The following is a 17,891-nucleotide window of genomic DNA, read 5'->3' as shown; positions in this document are numbered from 1 at the left end:
GATATGCCATGCACCCCGGGCGGAGGCGCAGAGCCGTACGACGGTTGTGGACGGCCGTCGTCGCGGCCCTCGCCCTCCCCCTGTCGATGCTCGCGACCGGCACGACTCCCGCCCAGGCGGCGACGGTCCAGTGCAGCGTCGACTACACGGTCAACGACTGGGGCTCCGGCTTCACCGCGGCCCTGACCCTCACCAACCGCGGCACCGACGCGATCAACGGCTGGACGCTGACCTACGCCTACGCCGGCAACCAGAAGCTGGTCAGCGGCTGGAACGGCACCTGGTCCCAGTCGGGCACCTCGGTCACCGTGCAGAACGCGTCGTACAACGGGACGATCGCGGCGGGCGCCGCGGTGTCGACCGGCGCCCAGTTCTCGTACACCGGGACCAACACGGCGCCGGCCGCTTTCGCGGTCAACGGCACCACCTGCGCCGGCGCGCACCAGCCGCCGGTCACCGTACTGACCAGCCCGAGCGCGGGCGCGGTCTACACACAGGGCGACGCGATCCCGCTGGCGGCCACCGCGGCGGCGGCCGACGGCGCGACGATCAGCAAGATCGAGTTCTACGACGACACCACGCTGCTGGGGACCGACACATCGGCGCCGTACTCGCTCTCGGTATCGAGCTTGACCGTGGGCGGTCATTCTCTGGTGGCGAAGGCGTACGACAGCCTGGGCGCCTCGGCGTCCTCGACGCCGGTCGGCGTCACGGTCGCCTCGGGCCCCGCCGTCGTGGCCTCGCCGACCCAGCTGGGCATCCAGCAGAGCGCGACGGGCAAGTTCGGGGTGAGCCTCTCGAAACAGCCGAGCGCCAGTGTGACGGTGTCCGTGGCCCGCACGGCCGGCAACACCGGGCTGTCGGTGAGCGCCGGGTCCTCGCTCACGTTCACGCCGTCCAACTGGAGCACCGCGCAGAACGTGACCGTGGCCGCGGACTCCTCCGGCACCGGCACCGCGACCTTCACCGCATCGGCGACCGGCTACACCGGCGCCACGGTCACCGTCACGGAGCTGGCCGCGTCGCAGGCGTACGACGCGCGCTTCCTGGATCTCTACGGGAAGATCACCAACCCGGCGAACGGCTACTTCTCCCCCGAGGGCATCCCGTACCACTCGGTCGAGACGCTGATCGTCGAGGCCCCGGACCAGGGCCACGAGACCACGTCGGAGGCGTACAGCTACCTTCTCTGGCTGCAGGCCATGTACGGCAAGGTCACCGGTGACTGGTCCAGGTTCAACGGCGCGTGGGCCCTCATGGAGAAGTACATGATCCCGACCCACGCCGACCAGCCGACGAACTCGTTCTACAACGCGTCCAAACCCGCCACCTACGCGCCGGAGCTGGACACCCCGAACGAGTACCCGGCGAAGCTGGACACCTCGGTGTCGGTGGGCACGGACCCGATCGCCGCCGAGCTGAAGACCGCCTACGGCACGGACGACGTGTACGGCATGCACTGGCTGGAGGACGTCGACAACGTCTACGGCTACGGCGACACGCCGGGCGGTGGATGCGAGGCGGGCCCGACGGCCGACGGGCCGTCGTACATCAACACCTTCCAGCGCGGGCCGCAGGAGTCGGTGTGGGAGACGGTTCCGCAGCCGACCTGCGACGCCTTCAAGTACGGCGGCACGAACGGGTATCTGGACCTGTTCACCGGCGACTCGTCCTACGCCAGGCAGTGGAAGTACACGGACGCCCCGGACGCCGACGCGCGTGCGGTGCAGGCCGCGTACTGGGCGGACGTGTGGGCCAAGGAGCAGGGCAAGGGCAGTGACGTCTCCGCCACCGTCGGCAAGGCGGCGAAGATGGGCGACTACCTGCGCTACGCGATGTACGACAAGTACTTCAAGAAGATCGGCAACTGTGTGGGTCCGACGACCTGCGCGGCCGGCACCGGCAAGGACGCCTCGGACTACCTGCTCTCCTGGTACTACGCGTGGGGCGGGGCGACCGACAGCAGCGCCGGATGGGCGTGGCGAATCGGCTCCAGCCATGTGCACGGCGGCTACCAGAACCCGTTGGCCGCCTACGCGCTCAGCTCGTACGCCGACCTGAAGCCCAAGTCCGCGACGGGGGCGACGGACTGGGGCACGTCCCTGACCCGGCAGCTGGAGTTCTACCGCTGGCTGCAGTCGTCCGAGGGCGCCATCGCGGGCGGTGCGACGAACAGCTGGCAGGGCCGGTACGCGAGCCCGCCGTCCGGTACGCCGACCTTCTACGGCATGTACTACGACTGGGAGCCGGTCTACCACGACCCGCCGTCCAACCAGTGGTTCGGCTTCCAGGCCTGGTCGATGGAGCGGGTCGCCGAGTACTACCAGCAGACCGGCAACGCCTCGGCGAAGGCGATCCTCGACAAGTGGGTGGCGTGGGCGCTGTCCAAGACCACCATCAACCCGGACGGCACGTACCTGATCCCGTCGACACTCCAGTGGTCGGGGCAGCCCGACACCTGGAACGCGTCAAGTCCCGGCGCGAACAGCGGACTTCACGTCACGGTCGCCGACTACACGAACGACGTGGGCGTGGCTGCCGCGTACGCCAAGACGCTGACGTACTACGCCGCCAGGTCCGGTGACGCCACGGCGAAGTCCACGGCCAAGGCGCTGCTGGACGGCATGTGGAGCAACTACCAGGACAGCCTGGGGATCGCGGTGCCGGAGACGCGGGCCGACTACAACCGCTTCGACGACAGCGTGTACGTCCCGAGCGGGTGGAGCGGGAAGATGCCGAACGGCGACGCGGTCAACTCCTCGTCGACGTTCGCCTCGCTGCGGTCCTTCTACCAGAACGACCCGGCATGGTCGAAGATCCAGAGCTACTTGGCCGGTGGGGCCGCGCCGGTGTTCACGTATCACCGGTTCTGGGCCCAGGCCGATGTCGCGCTGGCCATGGGGTCGTACGCGGAGCTGCTGGAGTAGTTCGGCTGCCGGTTGTGTGTGGTTGGGCGCGCAGTTCCCCGCGCCCCTGACGGGGCGCTGTACCCGACGCCCGCTTCGACCGAACCGCCTGCCGGGCCGTCCTCACCCGCACTGGGGACGGCCCGGCAACTCTCACACCGAGAAGAAAGCGCTTACCCCCCTCTTTTCCCCGAAAGTCCTTCAACCGAAAGTCTTTCCCCCGAAAGGATCCCCCGTGCGAAGAACCCGCATCCTCACCGCCGTGCTGGCCCTCGCGGCCGGGCTCCTGGCCGGTGGCCCGCGTGCACTGGCCGCGAGCGACGGCGCGCCGGTCCCGCTCGCCGCCGACACCTACACCTGGCACAACGCCCGGATCGACGGCGGCGGCTTCGTCCCCGGGATCGTCTTCAACCGCAGCGAGAAGAACCTCGCCTACGCCCGGACCGACATCGGCGGTGCCTACCGCTGGTCGGAGTCGACGCAGACCTGGACGCCGTTGCTGGACTCGGTCGGCTGGGACGAGTGGGGGCACACGGGTGTGGTCAGCCTCGCCTCCGACCCCGTCGCCCCGGACAAGGTGTACGCGGCCGTCGGGACGTACACCAACAGCTGGGACCCGACGAACGGCGCGGTGCTGCGCTCCGCCGACCGGGGCGCCAGCTGGCAGAAGACCGACCTGCCCTTCAAGCTGGGCGGCAACATGCCGGGCCGGGGCATGGGCGAGCGGCTGGCGATCGACCCGAACAAGGACAGCGTGCTGTACCTGGGCGCGCCCAGCGGCAAGGGGTTGTGGCGGTCGACGGACTCGGGGGTGACCTGGTCGCAGGTGACGAACTTCCCCGACGTCGGTAATTACGTGCAGGATCCGACCGACACCACCGGCTACGCCTCGGACAACCAGGGCATCGTGTGGGTCACCTTCGACGAGTCGACGGGGACGGCGGGTACGGCGACGAAGACGGTCTACGTCGGGGTCGCCGACAAGGACAACGCGGTGTACCGCTCGACGGACGCGGGCGCGACCTGGACGAGACTCGCCGGCCAGCCCACGGGATACCTCGCGCACAAGGGCGTGCTCGACGCGAAGAACGGCTACCTCTACCTCGCCTACAGCGACAAGGGCGGCCCCTACGACGGGGGCAAGGGCCAGCTCTGGCGGTACGCGACGGCGACCGGCACCTGGACGAACATCAGCCCGGTCGCCGAGGCCGACACCTACTACGGCTTCAGCGGCCTGACGGTGGACCGGCAGCACCCCGGGACGGTGATGGCGACGGCGTACAGCTCCTGGTGGCCGGACACCCAGCTCTTCCGCTCCACGGACAGCGGGGCGACCTGGACGAAGGCCTGGGACTACACGTCGTACCCGAACCGCTCGAACCGCTACACGATCGACGTCTCGTCCTCCCCCTGGCTGACCTTCGGCGCGAATCCGTCGCCGCCCGAACAGAGCCCGAAACTGGGGTGGATGACGGAGGCGCTGGAGATCGACCCGTTCGACTCGGACCGGATGATGTACGGGACGGGCGCGACGCTCTACGGCACCGGGAACCTGACGAAGTGGGACAGCGGCGGCCAGTTCACGGTCAGGCCCATGGTGCAGGGGCTGGAGGAGACCTCGGTGAACGACCTGGCCGCTCCCCCGTCCGGCGGGGCCCAGCTCTTCAGCGCGCTGGGTGACATCGGCGGTTTCCGCCACACGGACCTGACCAAGGTCCCCTCGATGATGTACACGTCCCCGACGTTCACGACGACCACCGGCCTGGACTTCGCCGAGTCGAACCCGAACACGGTGGTCCGGGTGGGCGACCTGGACTCCGGCCCGCACATCGCGTTCTCGACGGACAACGGGGCCAACTGGTTCGCGGGGACGGACCCTTCGGGGGTGAGCGGTGGCGGTACGGTCGCCGCCGCCTCGGACGGGAGCCGGTTCGTGTGGAGTCCGGCGGGGACAGGCGTGCAGAACACGACCGGTTTCGGCTCGTCCTGGTCGGCGTCGAGCGGCATCCCGGCGGGCGCGGTCGTGGAGTCCGACCGCGTGGACCCCAAGACCTTCTACGGCTTCAAGTCGGGCAAGTTCTACGTCAGTTCGGACGGCGGCGCGACCTTCACGGCGTCCGCCGCGACCGGCTTGCCGAGCGGCGACAGCGTGCGGTTCAAGGCGCTGCCGGGGACGAAGGGCGACGTGTGGCTGGCGGGCGGTGCGACGGACGGCGCGTACGGGCTGTGGCACTCCACCGACGGCGGCGTGACCTTCGCCAAGCTCGCGAACGTCGCCCAGGCCGACACCATCGGCTTCGGCAAGGCGGCGCCGGGAGCCTCGTACCAGACGCTCTACACCAGTGCGAAGATCGGCGGGGTACGCGGCATCTTCCGCTCCACGGACGTTGGTTCGACCTGGACACGGATCAACGACGACGCCCACCAGTGGGGTTGGACGGGCGCGGCCATCACGGGTGACCCACGGGTCTACGGCCGGGTGTACATCTCGACGAACGGCCGGGGCGTGATCTACGGCGACACCTCCGGAGGCGACGACGGAGGCGGCGGAGGCGGCACGGACCCGACCCCGACCGGTGCCTGCACGGTCGCCTACACCATCACCAACCAGTGGACGGGCGGCTTCCAGGCGGACGTCCGGCTCACCAACACCGGAACCGCGTCCTGGAGCGGCTGGTCCCTCGGCTGGTCCTTCCCGAACGGCCAGACCGTCGGCCAGCTCTGGAACGCCGACTGGGCCCAGTCAGGTGCGGCCGTGACGGCGAAGAACGTCAGCTGGAACGGCACGGTGGCCGCCGGTTCCTCGGTGTCCTTCGGCTTCACCGGCACCTGGACCGGCTCCAACACCGAACCCACGGCGTTCAGGCTGGGCGACCAGACCTGCACGATCGCCTGACACCGGTCGCCTGACGACCGAGGGCGCGTGCCGCACCGGGCACGCGCCCTCTTCGTGCGCTGTCCCAACCGAGGTCAGAGCAGTACGGGCCAGTTCGGCGATCGTTCGAGCCGGGCGTTCGCGCGGCTCGGGCGGGTCCATGACCCCGATGTCCCTGCCGCGGCACAGGAATCAACTCCCCGGGGAGACCCGGGTGACCGACTGGCGGCGGACTTCAGCGGGCCGCCGGTTTCCTGAACGCCCGTACGCCGAAACGGGGGTCGGGCCGGCGGCGGTCCTGGTCCGGCAGGGCCGCCAGCCGCTCGGCGAACACCTCGGCGCGGGGATCGCCGGGCGGAAGCATCGTGAACCAGCCGCGCCGCAGGTCGGTGAGGGTGGAGCGGGGGCTGCGGCCCTGGCCCAGGCCGGTGAACGCGGCCTCTCCGGCGGGCAGCAGGCCGCTCGCCCGCGCGTACGCTCCCACTTCCGCGGAGGCGTCGGACGCCGGGCGGCGCGGGCGGCCGGCGAGCACGGCGTCGATGTCGCTGCCGACGTCGTGCGCGGCGGCCTTGTCGACGGTGGTGACGTACACCCCGCCGGGCCGCAGCACCCGCGCGCACTCGGCGACGATCACGCGGACCTCGGCGGTGTCCTGGATGAGGTGGAGCAGCCAGACGGTCGTGACGGCGTCGAACGTGGCGTCGGCGAAGGGGAGCCGACGGCTGTCGGCCAGCAGGACGGCCCCCGGCAGCCGGGCCGCCGCCATCCGCGCCATGCCGGGTGCGCGATCCGCCCCGACGACCCGAAGCGCGGGACGAGCGGCGGCAAGCCGGCGCGTGACGATACCGGTACCGCAGGCGAGGTCGAGAAGACGACCGGGGTGGCCGGCGCGACCGGGGTGACCGGAGCCGTCGGGTGTCTCGGGTATCAGGGCGAGGACGGCCTCGGCCGCTGCCTCGGCGCGTGCTTCGCCGCCGCGGGTCGCGTCGTAGGCGCCGGCTTCCTTGTCGTAGTCGAGCACATGGCTCAGTGTGCCCCGTGGCCTGGGGCGATGTCCTCCACCCTGTGGGCGAGTTCGAAGTCCTTGCCGGTGACGGCGCCGCCCACGCTGTGGGTGTTCACGGTGAGGGTGACGGTGTTGTAGCCGAGGGTGAGGTCGGAGTGGTGGTCGAGTTCGTCCTGGACGCGGGCGATGTGCACGACCAGGGCGACGGCGGCGAAGTGGGAGTCGAGGCGGTAGGCACGGGCCAGCCGGTCGCCGTCCAGCGCCCAGCCGGGCAGCTCGGTCAGCCGGTCCTCGATCTCCTTCTGCGACAGCGGTGCGACGGCCATGGTGCGGCTTCCTTCCCGGTGACCAACGAGGGGCGTACGTGCGGCCAGCCTGCCATGGACAGGCCTTCCGGGCGGCGCGGACGGCCCCGCGGACGAGGCCGGCGGAGCCGCTGTCACCCGGCTGGTTGACGGCTCGGCGCCGGTCGTGGACGCCACGTACACGGTGCTCGACGCCAACCGGGGCATCGCGATGCTCCTGGAGGGCGTCCCGGAGTCGCTGCGCGCGTGGCGCGGGCGCCTGCTGGAGCAGATGGAACGTCAGATCGCACTGCACCGGTGCACGGCCTTTCGGGAGTTGTACGAGGAGGTCGCCGGCTGTCCGCCGCAGGCCGGTGCGGACGACGGCTCCACCTGCCCCACCAGCCCCACCGAACCCTCCGAACCCGACGAACCCGACGAACCCGCCGCGTACTTCGCGCTGCCGATGCGGATCGAGCACGCGGGGCGGGTGCTGTCGTTCGTGTCGTCGATCTCGACGTTCACCACGCCGATGGACGTGACGGTCGCCGAGCCGGCCATCGAGACGTTCCTGCCGACGGACCCGGCGACCGCCAAGTACCTCAACTCGTTGGTAAGTTGATGTGAGCAGGTTCCCTCGACCAGGTGTGCGACGCGGCATCGCATGACACACTGCTCCCCGTACTTGGGCACGTAGGGGAGGCGTGGCGTGAGTGAGCGGCGTGCTGCGCCCACAGTGGGTCAGGTCGTGCTCGGCAAGCGGCTGCAGGAGCTGCGCGAGGCGGCCGGTCTGGGGCGGGACGAGGCGGCGCGGGTGCTGCGGGTGGCGCAGGCGACCGTGCGGCGGATGGAGATGGCCGAGGTCTCGCTGAAGATCCCGTACATCCAGGTGCTGCTGGAGACGTACGGGGTGGCCGAGGAGGAGCAGGCCGCGTTCGTGCGGCTCGCCGAGGAGGCCAACCAGCCGGGCTGGTGGCAGCGGTTCCACGACGTGCTGCCGGACTGGTTCAGCCTGTACGTGAGCCTGGAGGGCGCCGCCCGGGTCATCCGCTCCTACGAACCGCACTTCTTTCCCGGCCTGTTGCAGACCGAGGCGTACGCGCGGGCCGTGATGGAGGCCGGGACGATCGGCCACAGCGATCCCACGGCCGTCGAGCGGCATGTGGCACTGCGCATGACCCGGCAGCGGCTGCTGGAGCAGGACGATCCGCCCCACCTGTGGGTGATCATGGACGAGACGGTGCTGCGGCGCCCGGTGAGCATCCACTGCGAGGTGATGCGCGACCAGGTCGACAAGCTCCTCGGCTACATCGCACGGGACCGGATAACCCTTCAGGTGGCCGAGTTCGCGAGCGGCCCGCACCCGGGGACCTACGCGCCGTTCACCCTGTTCCGGTTCGGCGAGCCCGAGCTGCCCGACATGGTCTTCACCGAGTACCTGACCGGCGCCCTGTACCTGGACTCCCGTGACGAGGTCGGGGCGCATCTGGAGGTGCTGGACCACATGACGGCCCGGGCGGCCTCGGCGCAGCGCACCGAGGAACTGCTGCGCGAGTACCGGGACAAGATCTGAGCGGGAGCACCGCGCCGAACCCTGATCCGAGGAGTACAGACAGTGACCGCACCAGAACCCGCCCCGACCTCGATCGACACGAGCCGGCCGCACCCGGCGCGGGTGTACGACTGGTGGCTGGGCGGCAAGGACAACTACCCGGTGGACGAGGAGCTGGCGCGGCGGATCCTCGCCGTGGACGGCACCGTGCTGCGCGGCGCGCGGGCCAACCGCCGGTTCATGCAGCGGGCCGTGCGGACGGTCGCCGAGTCCGGCACCCGCCAGTTCCTGGACATCGGCACGGGCATCCCGACCGAGCCGAACCTGCACCAGGTGGCGCAGGGCGTGGCGGCGGACTCGAAGGTGGTGTACGCGGACAACGACCCGATCGTGCTGCGGCACGCGGAGGCGCTGCTGCGGGGCACGGACGAGGGCGCCACCGCGTATGTGCACGCCGACGTCCGGGACGTCGACACGCTGCTGGCACGGGCCGCCGAGACCCTGGACTTCAAGGAGCCGGTCTCGCTGTCGCTGGTGGCGCTGACCCACTACCTCGACGCCGACCCGGACGGCGACGACGTGTACGGCCTGCTGCGCCGGTACGTCGAGGCGCTCGCCCCGGGCAGCCATCTGATCCTGACCCAGGTCACCCCGGACCTCAGCCCGGCGGCGATGGAGCAGGCGGCCGCGAACTTCCGGCGCAGCGGCACCCCGTTCCATCCGCGTGCGCTGCCCGACTTCTACCGGTTCTTCGACGGCCTGGAGCTGCTCGGCCCCGGCGTGATCCCGGTCTCCGGCTGGCGTCCGGAACCGGTGGACGTGGCCGTCCAGGCGGAGGGCATCGTGCCGGTGTACGGCGGGGTCGCCCGCAAGGTCTGACCCGTCCGGACGCCCTGAACAGGTGCGTTTGCGTGCCCGCCCCTAGCGTCGAAGCAAAGGCTGAGCGAGGGAGCGGACGTGGCGGACACGCGGACGTCGCCGAGGGAGCCGGGTGCGGCGCTGCCGAGCGCCGCCCGGTTCCTCCGGCCGGGGCCCGACCGCCGACGCTCCCGACGAGGCGAAGGAGGACTGATGCCCTCGGACGCGGTGTTCTACCAGGCGGCGGCGCTCTGTCTCACCTACCCGGACGACGACTTCGTCGCCCGGTTGCCGCTGCTGCGCGAAGCCGCCCCGCAACTGCGGGAGTTCACCGACCATGCGACGGTGACCCCACCGCCGGAGCTGGCCGCGCACTACGTGCGGGTCTTCGACTCCGAGAACCGGCACAGCCTCTACCTCAGCCGGTGGCGGGACGGGGACGGCGACACCCGCCGCCGGGGCATGTCCCTGGTCCGGTTCCGGGACAGCTACAAGGCGTACGGCATGGAGTTCACCGGTGCGGAGCTGCCGGACTTCCTCCCCGCCGTCCTGGAGTTCACGGCCCGCACCGGCGACACCGACCTGCTCACCGAGCACCGCGACTGCCTGGCCCGGCTCCGCTGCCGCCTCACCGACCTGGGGACTCCGTACGCGTCGGTCCTGGACGCGGTCTGTGCCACCCTGCCGACCGCCCCGACCAGCGCACACCGGTGACCACGCCGAGGCCACCGGCGCTCGGCCACGCCGGCGGAACCCGGCGGTGCCTCATCCGCCCGTGCCCCTCTCCTCGTCGACGATCTCGGCGTCCACCACGCCCTCCTCCTCGGCCCCGGGCGCCCGCTGTTCCTCGGCCGCACCGCCGCCGGCGGCGGCCGCGTACATGGCCTGGCCCATCCGCTGGCTCACGCTCGCCAGCTTCTCCACCCCCTGCCGTAGCTCGGCGGTGCCGGCGTCGCGTTCCAGCAGCGCCTTGAGCCCGTCGATCGCCGCAGCCACGTCGGCCCTCGTGCCGTCCGGTATCCGCTCCTCGTTCTCCCGGACGAACTTCTCGGTCTGGTAGACGAGTTGCTCGGCCTGGTTGCGGGTCTCCGCGGCCTCGCGGCGTTCGCGGTCCGCCTCCGCGTACTGCTCGGCCTCCCGCATCATGCGGTCGATGTCGTTCTTGGGCAGGGCGGAGCCGCCGGTCACGGTCATCTTCTGCTCGCGGCCGGTCGCCAGGTCCTTCGCGGAGACGTGCATGATCCCGTTCGCGTCGATGTCGAAGGCGACCTCGATCTGGGGCACCCCGCGAGGGGCCGGCGGCAGACCGGTGAGGTCGAAGACGCCCAGCTTCTTGTTGTACGCGGCGATCTCACGCTCGCCCTGGTAGACCTGGATCCCCACCGAGGGCTGGTTGTCGGCCGCGGTCGTGAAGATCTCCGAACGCCGGGTCGGGATCGTGGTGTTGCGCTCGATGAGCTTGGTCATGATGCCGCCCTTGGTCTCGATGCCCAGGGACAGCGGGGTGACGTCGAGCAGCAGCACGTCCTTCACGTCACCGCGGATGACACCGGCCTGGAGGGCGGCGCCGACCGCGACCACCTCGTCCGGGTTGACGCCCTTGTGCGGGTCCTTGCCGGTGAGTTCACGGACCAGGTCGGTGACGGCGGGCATCCGGGTCGAGCCGCCGACCAGGATGACGTGGTCGATCGCCGACAGCCGCACGCCCGCGTCCTTGACCGCCTGGTGGAAGGGCTTCCTGCAGCGGTCCAGCAAGTCGGCGGTGAGCTCCTGGAACTGAGCTCGCGTCAGCTTCTCCTCCAGGTGCAGCGGCCCCGCCGCGGAGGCGGTGATGTACGGCAGGTTGACCGATGTCTCCGTCGAGGACGACAGCTCGATCTTCGCCTTCTCGGCGCCCTCGCGCAGCCGCTGCACGGCCATCTTGTCGCCGCTCAGGTCGATGCCGTTGTGCCCCTTGAACCGCTGCACGAGATGCTCGACGATCCGCTGGTCCCAGTCGTCGCCGCCCAGCAGGGTGTCGCCGTTGGTGGCCTTGACCTCGATCACCCCGTCGCCGATCTCCAGGAGCGACACGTCGAAGGTGCCGCCCCCGAGGTCGAAGACGAGGACCGTCTGCTCCTCGCCCCGGTCCAGGCCGTAGGCGAGGGCGGCGGCGGTCGGCTCGTTGATGATCCGCAGCACCTTCAGGCCGGCGATCTCCCCGGCCTCCTTGGTGGCCTGCCGCTGGGCGTCGTCGAAGTACGCGGGCACGGTGATCACCGCGTCGCTGACGTCCTCGCCGAGATAGGCCTCGGCGTCCCGCTTGAGCTTCTGGAGCACCCGCGCCGACAGTTCCTGGGCCCGGAACCGGGCGCCGTCGACGCTCCCGCTCTCCGGGAACCGCCAGGCCGCGTCGCCCATGTGCCGTTTGACCGAGCGGGCGGTGCGGTCCACGTTGGTCACCGCCTGCCGCTTGGCGACCTCGCCGACCAGCACCTCGCCGTTCTTCGCGAAGGCCACCACCGACGGGGTGGTGCGCGCGCCCTCGGCGTTGGCGACGACGGTGGGCTCACCGCCCTCCAGCAGGGCCACCACCGAGTTCGTCGTACCGAGGTCGATACCGACCGCACGTGCCATGTCCGTCCCCTCTCCGCCCGGGGCGCTTCCCCGACTCCAGCACAAAACTTGAGCAGGCTGTTGTCAATGCCGGGGCCCCGTGAACGACGCTGCCGCGCCCCTCCGGGAAGAGGGACGCGGCAGCGCGGCGGGCCGGGCGCTCAGGCGAGCTTGGCGTCCAGGGTGATGGTGGTGCCGGTCAGGGCCTGGCTGACCGGGCAGTTCTTCTTGGCGTCCTCGGCGGCGGCGACGAAGCCGTCCTGGTCCAGGCCGGGGACCGTGCCCTCGACGGTCAGGTGGATGCCGGTGATGCCCGTACCCGGCTGGAAGGTGACGTCGGCGTTGGTGACCAGCTTGGCGGGCGGGGTGCCGGCCCCGGTCAGGGCGTGCGACAGCGCCATGGAGAAGCAGCTGGAGTGGGCGGCGGCGATCAGCTCCTCGGGGCTGGTCCTGCCGTTCGCCTCCTGGGAGCGCGAGGCCCACGTGACGGGCTGCTCGCCGATGCCGGAGGAGTCGAAGGTGATGACACCGTTGCCCTCGGTCAGGCTGCCTTCCCAGACGGTGTGTGCGGTGCGCGTGGTAGCCACGGTTGGTTGTTCCTTTCGGCGATGAAGGCGAATGAACCGGTTCGCTCGCCCCCATCCGATCACATCCGGGCTCAGCGCACCCGGAAGACAGGTCCCCTCGCGCTGAAGGGAAGGCGGGCGCCGTCCGGGATCAGATACGCGTGCTCCCGGCGGACCCGCAGGACGTCGCACCAGCCGTCGGTGATCACCAGGACCGGGGCCCCCGGCGGGAAGTCGTCCGCGCGCTGGAGGAGGTCGATGCCGGGCTGGAGGACGGTGCCGCCGCGGCCGTGCACCCGGACCCGGCCCGCGATCTCGGTGGTGGGGAGATAACCGGCGTCGTGCGGGGCCGCGTCGCAGAAGACGACGCGCGCGGCCGGTACGTCACGGGCCTCGGCGTAGGAGGCGATCGCGCCGAGGGCCTTGCCGAGCAGGGTGCGGTCCATGGAGCCGGAGGTGTCGAGGACCACGCCGAAGGTGCACCGGGCGACCTCCTCGGGCGGGAAGTACCGGCCCGCACGCGGGATGTCCGGGGTGGACGACTGCCGGCGCGAGGGGCGGGCGTAGGACCGTACGGCCTCCGGGCCCGGCACGAACTCGTCGAACCAGCGGGCGAGTTGCGCGTCCCAGGGCAGCGGCGGATGACTGAGCGCGCGGATCTCCTCGACCAGACCGCCGGGCAGCAGGCCCCGGTCCTGGGCCTGGTGCAGGTCGAGCCCCTGGCTCAGTCCCCGCCGGTAGAACTCGTCGAGGTCGACGTACGCGCCGGGCGGACCGAGCGGCGCGCCCAGCACGTCACCGCGCCCCTTGCCGCGCAGGGTGGCCAGACGGCGCGTCCGCCGCAGGTCCCCGGCGATCCGGTCGTAGACCTCCTCCGCCGACAGGTCCTTCGACTCCGGGTCGTACAGCAGCCCTTCGGGCATGGTGCCGACGCGCATCTGGACCAGCCAGCCGTTGACGACGTAGTCGCAGGCGATGTTGAAGAGGTAGGGGTCGCGGGTGCCGAGGCGGTCGCCGTGGCGCAGGGCGGCGTGCAGCATCTCGTGGGCGAGGACGAACCGCCACTCCTCGTCGTCCATGGTGCGCAGCGGGTTGACGTAGATCTCGCCGGCCTCGGGGTTGACGGCGGCGATCGCGATGTCGTGGGCGCGGGCCAGTTCGGCGTCGGCGACCAGCCTGATACCCGCCGCGATGCCGCCGAGCAGCGGGTAGGAGGAGACGAACCAGCTCAGTGCCTGCTCCCAGGGGCGCAGCGGGGTGGGCGGCCCGGACATGGAGGTACGGCGGCCGCCGGCCAGGTCCATGGCCCGGGACATGGTGCGGGTCAGCGCGTACGCGAACCCGATCTGCCAGTCGGGGACCTGGCCGGCCCACTTGCTCCAGGAGAGCAGGAGCTGGTCGGGCGCACCGCCGTTCGTCCCGCCCCGCTCGTACGCGGCCGGGATGCCGCCGGTCCGGCGCCAGCCGGCGGCGAGCCGCTCCTCGTCGCCCTCCGGGTAGGAGGCGGGCAGGTGGTCGGGGGCCTCGCCGACCGGGAAGGTCTGCAGGAAGCGGTTGACGACGGTGCAGCGGGCGGCGAGGTCGTAGCGGTCGGGCTGGGTACGCGGCCCGGTGGCGGCCGGGAGGTGGCCGAACCCGAGATGGATGGTGCAGTGCGCCAACGCCCAGGCCCAATCGGCGGGTTCGGCGCGGCGGGTGGAGTGGGCGTGCAGCACGCCGTCGGAGTCCGCGCGCACCAGCCCCTCCCGGGGCCCCAGTTCGCACTTCTCGTGCCGGCAGATGGTGAACTCCACCGCCCGCAGCGCGGGGTTGGCACGCAGTAGTTCGACACCGGCCGCGAAGTTCTCGGCGGCGGGATCCTGCTTCTTGCGGGCGGCGGCTCGGCTCATCGCCGGGCCTCCACCAGCCGGGGCATGTCCCGTGCGGCCTCGATCAGGAACCAGGCGGGCAGGACCGGGTTGCCGTCGGGGTCGGAGGCGATGACGGTCTGGGCCACCTCGACGGAGATCTCGGCCAGCTGCACCAGCAGCGACTTGGCGCGGTACGCGGTCTGCCGGCCGTTCGCCGACATGTGCTCCTTGTCGGCGGGCAGTTCCCTGACCAGCCGCCCCCGGAACGACTCGGCGAGGTAGTACAGCAGGTCGCGGTCCTCGATCCGGGGCGGCCATCCGGCATCGCCCTTCAGGATCGCCTCGATCCCGAACCGGCTGCGCACGATCTTGACGTACCCGCAGAAGGCGGTGGCATGGGCGGGCGTCAGCGTGCCGTGCGCCAGGACCTTCAGCGTCTCCTCGTCCAGATCACGCCCGAAGGAGTGCAGGGCGTCGGAGAGCATGTGCCAGGAGCGCGGGGTGGAGAACGGCTCCTCGGTCTTCGGCGGCTTCGACCACAGGTGGTCGGGCCGGTCGGTGAGGTGGTCCAGGATCCACGGGTGGATGCCGTTGCCCGCGGCCCAGGCGAGCCAGTCGTGCGCGGAGGCCTCCAGGTGGACGTGGGCCAGCCGGTTGACGAGCGCGGAGGCGATGGGCCGGGCGAGGGCGTTGTCGGTGGCCCGGTTGCCGGCGCCGATGACGATCGACCCCTTCGGCAGCTCGTAGTTCCCGATCCGCCGGTCGAGGATCAGCGAGTAGAACGCCTTCTGCACATCAGGGGTGGCCGCGTTCAGCTCGTCGAGGAAGAGACAGTAGGGCTCGTCCCGGGCGATCGACTCGGGCGGGCAGAAGACGGACCGCCCGTCCCGGATCTGCGGAACGCCGATCAGGTCCTCGGGCGCGAGCTGGGTACCCAGCAGGCTCACGCACTCCAGCCCGAGCGACTCGGCGAACTCCCGCACCAGGGAGGACTTCCCGATACCGGGAGCGCCCCAGATGAACACGGGCCGCACGGTGGCCAGCCCGAGGAGAAGCTCGGGGACACGAGAGGGCGTGACGGACACGGCAGCCTGCAAGAGGCGGCTCCTAGGGGGGTGTTCGAGGGATTTACGACTCGAACAGTGTGAGCCGGGAGCGAACGGAACGCAGCCGATTTATCCACGGTCCGCGGAGCGCCCCTTTTGGGGGCGCGGGGAACTGCGCGACCAGCCCCCACCGCCCCGCGGCCAAACAACTACGCGGCTCTCTCCCCCTCCGCTGACAAGGGAACCTGCGGCCCGTCCGCCTCCCGGAGCCACCGCCGCAGCACCCGATGCACCGCCTCGGCCCCCACCAGCTCCTCCCCCGTCCCCACCGGAGCGGAGACGCAGACCGGCGACAGCAGGAACGGCCGCCCCTGCGCACCCCCCAGCCCCCCGTGCGACCCGATCTGCTCCTCGAACGCGAGAACCTCGCCGCTCTCCGGGTCGTACCACGAGTTCACCATGATGTCGGCGGTGTGCGGAAAGGAGTGCGTCCGCCGCACGGCATCGGCGGCGCCCGCCCCGAACACGGCCAGCGGCCCCGCGGGGCCGTGCCCCGCAGCGCCGTCGAGCCGGCCGAGCGGGATCTCCGCGCCGTACGCGCCGAGCACCACCCCGCCGTGCTCCTCGCTGCGCACCAGCAGGAAGCCGACGCCCGGATGGTTGGCGAGCGTCGTCAGCAGCGCGGGATGACGCGCGTCCAGCTCCTCCTTGGTCATCCGGTGCGGCACGTCCGGGAAGGAGATCAGGCCGAGGTTGCCGGAGGCGAGCACGACCGGTTCCGAGTGCCGGGTCGGCCGGTGCTTCTCGCCGCCCTCCTCGACCGGCCTGCGCAGCGCCGCGCGGACGGCGGCCCGCGCCTCCGTACCGCTGTGGGTGTGCTCGGCCCGCCGCGGCACGGGCAGTCCGCAGCCGGCCCGGACCAGGTCGCCGAGGGTGAGGCCGTAGCGGGTGCGGAAGGTCTCGCCGGGGCTCTGGCCGTGGTCGGACAGGACGACGATCCGGTACTGCCGGGGGGCGTGTTCGGCCGCCTTCTCGATCAGTGCGAGGGCGCGGTCCAGGCGTTGCAGCACCTTCTCGGCGTCCCGGCTGTGCGGGCCGGAGTGGTGGGCGACCTCGTCGTAGGCGACCAGGTCGGCGTAGACGGCGCTGCGGCCGACGAGCAGGTCGCCCATGACCGCGGCGACGACGACATCGCGTTCGACGACGGTCGCGAAGGCACGGACGAAGGGGTAGAGGCCGCCGCGTCCGACGCGCGGCCGCTGCCTGCGGAGCCGGGCGGCGGTGGACTGGCCGATCTCCCGGGCGACCTCGGCGAAGAAGGAGAGCGCGGTACGGACGGCGTTGGCCGGGTCGGCGAAGTACGCGAAGTATCCGGCGCGGGAACGGTTCTCCCGGCCGCGGCGGCGGGTCGCTATCGACAGCACGAGGGCCTGTTCGTCGGCGCCGCCGCTGAAGAGGTTGCCGCGGCTGGCGCCGTCCAGGGTGAGCAGTCCCCCGTCGGCGGTGCGCCCGATCGCCCGGCGCTGGAGCTCTGCGGCGCTGGTCGGCCGGTTGCAGACCATCACCTCCCGGTGCTCCTTCTCGTACCAGCGGAAGGCGGGGACGTCGAAGTTGGAGCCGTGCAGGATGCCGAGCTGGCTGGCGCCGGTCTGGCTGGACCAGTCGGTGCGCCAGGGGGTGAGCCGGTGGGTGGCGTCCAGCCATCCGGCCACCGTCGGCATCAGGCCCTTGGCGACGGCGGCGGTGAGGACGTCGTGGCCGACGCCGTCGAGCTGGAGGAAGACGGTGCCGGGGGTGGCCGCGCAGGGCGGCCGGGATCTGCGGCGGCGGATGGCCAGCCGGGAGAGCCGGCGGCGGTAGGCGTCGTCGTCGCGGACGGCGAGGGCACCGCCGGTGGCGGAGGCGACGGCGGACATCACGGCGGCCACGATCACGGCGGTCTCCGGCGCCGCCTCGCTCTGTCCGGAGGGGTTGATGCGGAGGGCGACGAGGAGGAGCGAGCCGTTGAGGAAGAAGACGAGCAGGCCGAGGACGAGGGCGGGCACGAGCAGCAGGAGCCGTACCAGAAGGGGCCAGACGACGGCCGAGAGCACACCGAAGGCGCCCGCGCCGAGAGCGGCGGTCATGGCGATCCGGGTGGCGCTGTCACCGTCGGCGGACTGGAGCTGGAAGTCGGGCAGGAGGCCGGCCAGAACCAGCATGGTGACGGTGGACACCGCCCACACGGTGATGCTCCGCCCGACCTGACTGACGACCCGCCGCCACCGCACGCCCCACCGACCTCGCGTCCGCGACCCGCGCCGGCCGCGGGTCTGCCGCCGTCCACACTGTCACACGGCTGTGCGGCGGATGC

General features: G+C 71.4%; 12 protein-coding genes and 1 pseudogene. 6 read left to right on the top strand and 7 right to left on the bottom strand.

Going from position 1 to position 17,891, the window contains the following annotated elements; genetic code table 11:
- Positions 1–8: 8 nt before the first annotated feature.
- Together IEZ11_RS33100 and IEZ11_RS33095 are read left to right on the top strand one after the other, a co-directional pair.
- Positions 9–2,927, top strand: coding sequence for a glycoside hydrolase family 48 protein (locus IEZ11_RS33100; RefSeq protein ID WP_189266706.1), 2,919 nt, complete (start codon positions 9–11; stop codon positions 2,925–2,927).
- Positions 2,928–3,141: 214 nt separating this feature from the next.
- A complete protein-coding gene (locus IEZ11_RS33095; protein ID WP_189266637.1) occupies positions 3,142–5,802 on the top strand; it encodes a cellulose binding domain-containing protein in 2,661 nt (886 codons plus the stop codon).
- 214 nt (positions 5,803–6,016) lie between these two features.
- Here IEZ11_RS33095 and IEZ11_RS33090 read toward each other — a convergent pair whose 3' ends face one another.
- Positions 6,017–6,802, bottom strand: coding sequence for a class I SAM-dependent methyltransferase (locus IEZ11_RS33090; RefSeq protein ID WP_189266636.1), 786 nt, complete (start codon positions 6,800–6,802; stop codon positions 6,017–6,019).
- A gap of 5 nt (positions 6,803–6,807) precedes the next feature.
- Positions 6,808–7,113, bottom strand: coding sequence for a 4a-hydroxytetrahydrobiopterin dehydratase (locus tag IEZ11_RS33085; protein ID WP_189266635.1), 306 nt, complete (start codon positions 7,111–7,113; stop codon positions 6,808–6,810).
- A gap of 79 nt (positions 7,114–7,192) precedes the next feature.
- Between IEZ11_RS33085 and IEZ11_RS33080 the strand changes: the two are divergent.
- The 4 genes and pseudogenes from IEZ11_RS33080 to narJ all read left to right on the top strand — a co-directional run.
- Positions 7,193–7,693, top strand: a pseudogene (locus IEZ11_RS33080) (transcriptional regulator); the annotation flags it as partial.
- Between the two features lie 87 nt (positions 7,694–7,780).
- On the top strand, positions 7,781–8,644 hold the full coding sequence (locus IEZ11_RS33075; protein WP_189266634.1) for a Sco1979 family transcriptional regulator: 864 nt from the start codon (positions 7,781–7,783) through the stop codon (positions 8,642–8,644).
- Positions 8,645–8,686: 42 nt separating this feature from the next.
- Positions 8,687–9,502: an SAM-dependent methyltransferase gene (locus tag IEZ11_RS33070; RefSeq protein ID WP_189266633.1), complete on the top strand. Its 816-nt coding sequence runs from the start codon at positions 8,687–8,689 to the stop codon at positions 9,500–9,502.
- Between the two features lie 192 nt (positions 9,503–9,694).
- Positions 9,695–10,195, top strand: a complete 501-nt coding sequence (gene narJ, locus IEZ11_RS33065; RefSeq protein ID WP_189266632.1) for a nitrate reductase molybdenum cofactor assembly chaperone — start codon at positions 9,695–9,697, stop codon at positions 10,193–10,195.
- A 51-nt stretch (positions 10,196–10,246) separates the two neighbouring features.
- Here the strand turns inward: narJ and dnaK are convergent, their stop codons facing one another.
- The 5 genes from dnaK to IEZ11_RS33040 all read right to left on the bottom strand — a co-directional run bounded on the left by dnaK (position 10,247) and on the right by IEZ11_RS33040 (position 17,763).
- A complete protein-coding gene (gene dnaK / locus IEZ11_RS33060) occupies positions 10,247–12,097 on the bottom strand; it encodes a molecular chaperone DnaK (protein ID WP_189266631.1) in 1,851 nt (616 codons plus the stop codon).
- Between the two features lie 140 nt (positions 12,098–12,237).
- On the bottom strand, positions 12,238–12,663 hold the full coding sequence (locus IEZ11_RS33055) for an OsmC family protein (RefSeq protein WP_189266630.1): 426 nt from the start codon (positions 12,661–12,663) through the stop codon (positions 12,238–12,240).
- A 71-nt stretch (positions 12,664–12,734) separates the two neighbouring features.
- Positions 12,735–14,531: a vWA domain-containing protein gene (locus IEZ11_RS33050; RefSeq protein WP_189266629.1), complete on the bottom strand. Its 1,797-nt coding sequence runs from the start codon at positions 14,529–14,531 to the stop codon at positions 12,735–12,737.
- On the bottom strand, positions 14,528–15,589 hold the full coding sequence (locus IEZ11_RS33045) for an ATP-binding protein (protein ID WP_189266628.1): 1,062 nt from the start codon (positions 15,587–15,589) through the stop codon (positions 14,528–14,530). Before IEZ11_RS33045 ends, IEZ11_RS33050 begins: the two co-directional genes overlap by 4 nt.
- 158 nt (positions 15,590–15,747) lie before the next feature.
- Positions 15,748–17,763, bottom strand: a complete 2,016-nt coding sequence (locus IEZ11_RS33040) for an alkaline phosphatase family protein (RefSeq protein ID WP_189266704.1) — start codon at positions 17,761–17,763, stop codon at positions 15,748–15,750.
- Positions 17,764–17,891: the final 128 nt, after the last annotated feature.

Origin of the sequence: Streptomyces fuscichromogenes, from assembly GCF_014645815.1 — a bacterium.
GTDB lineage: Bacteria > Actinomycetota > Actinomycetes > Streptomycetales > Streptomycetaceae > Streptomyces > Streptomyces fuscichromogenes.
Note: the sequence above shows the minus strand (reverse complement) of the source record. Positions and strands in the feature narration are given on the sequence as shown.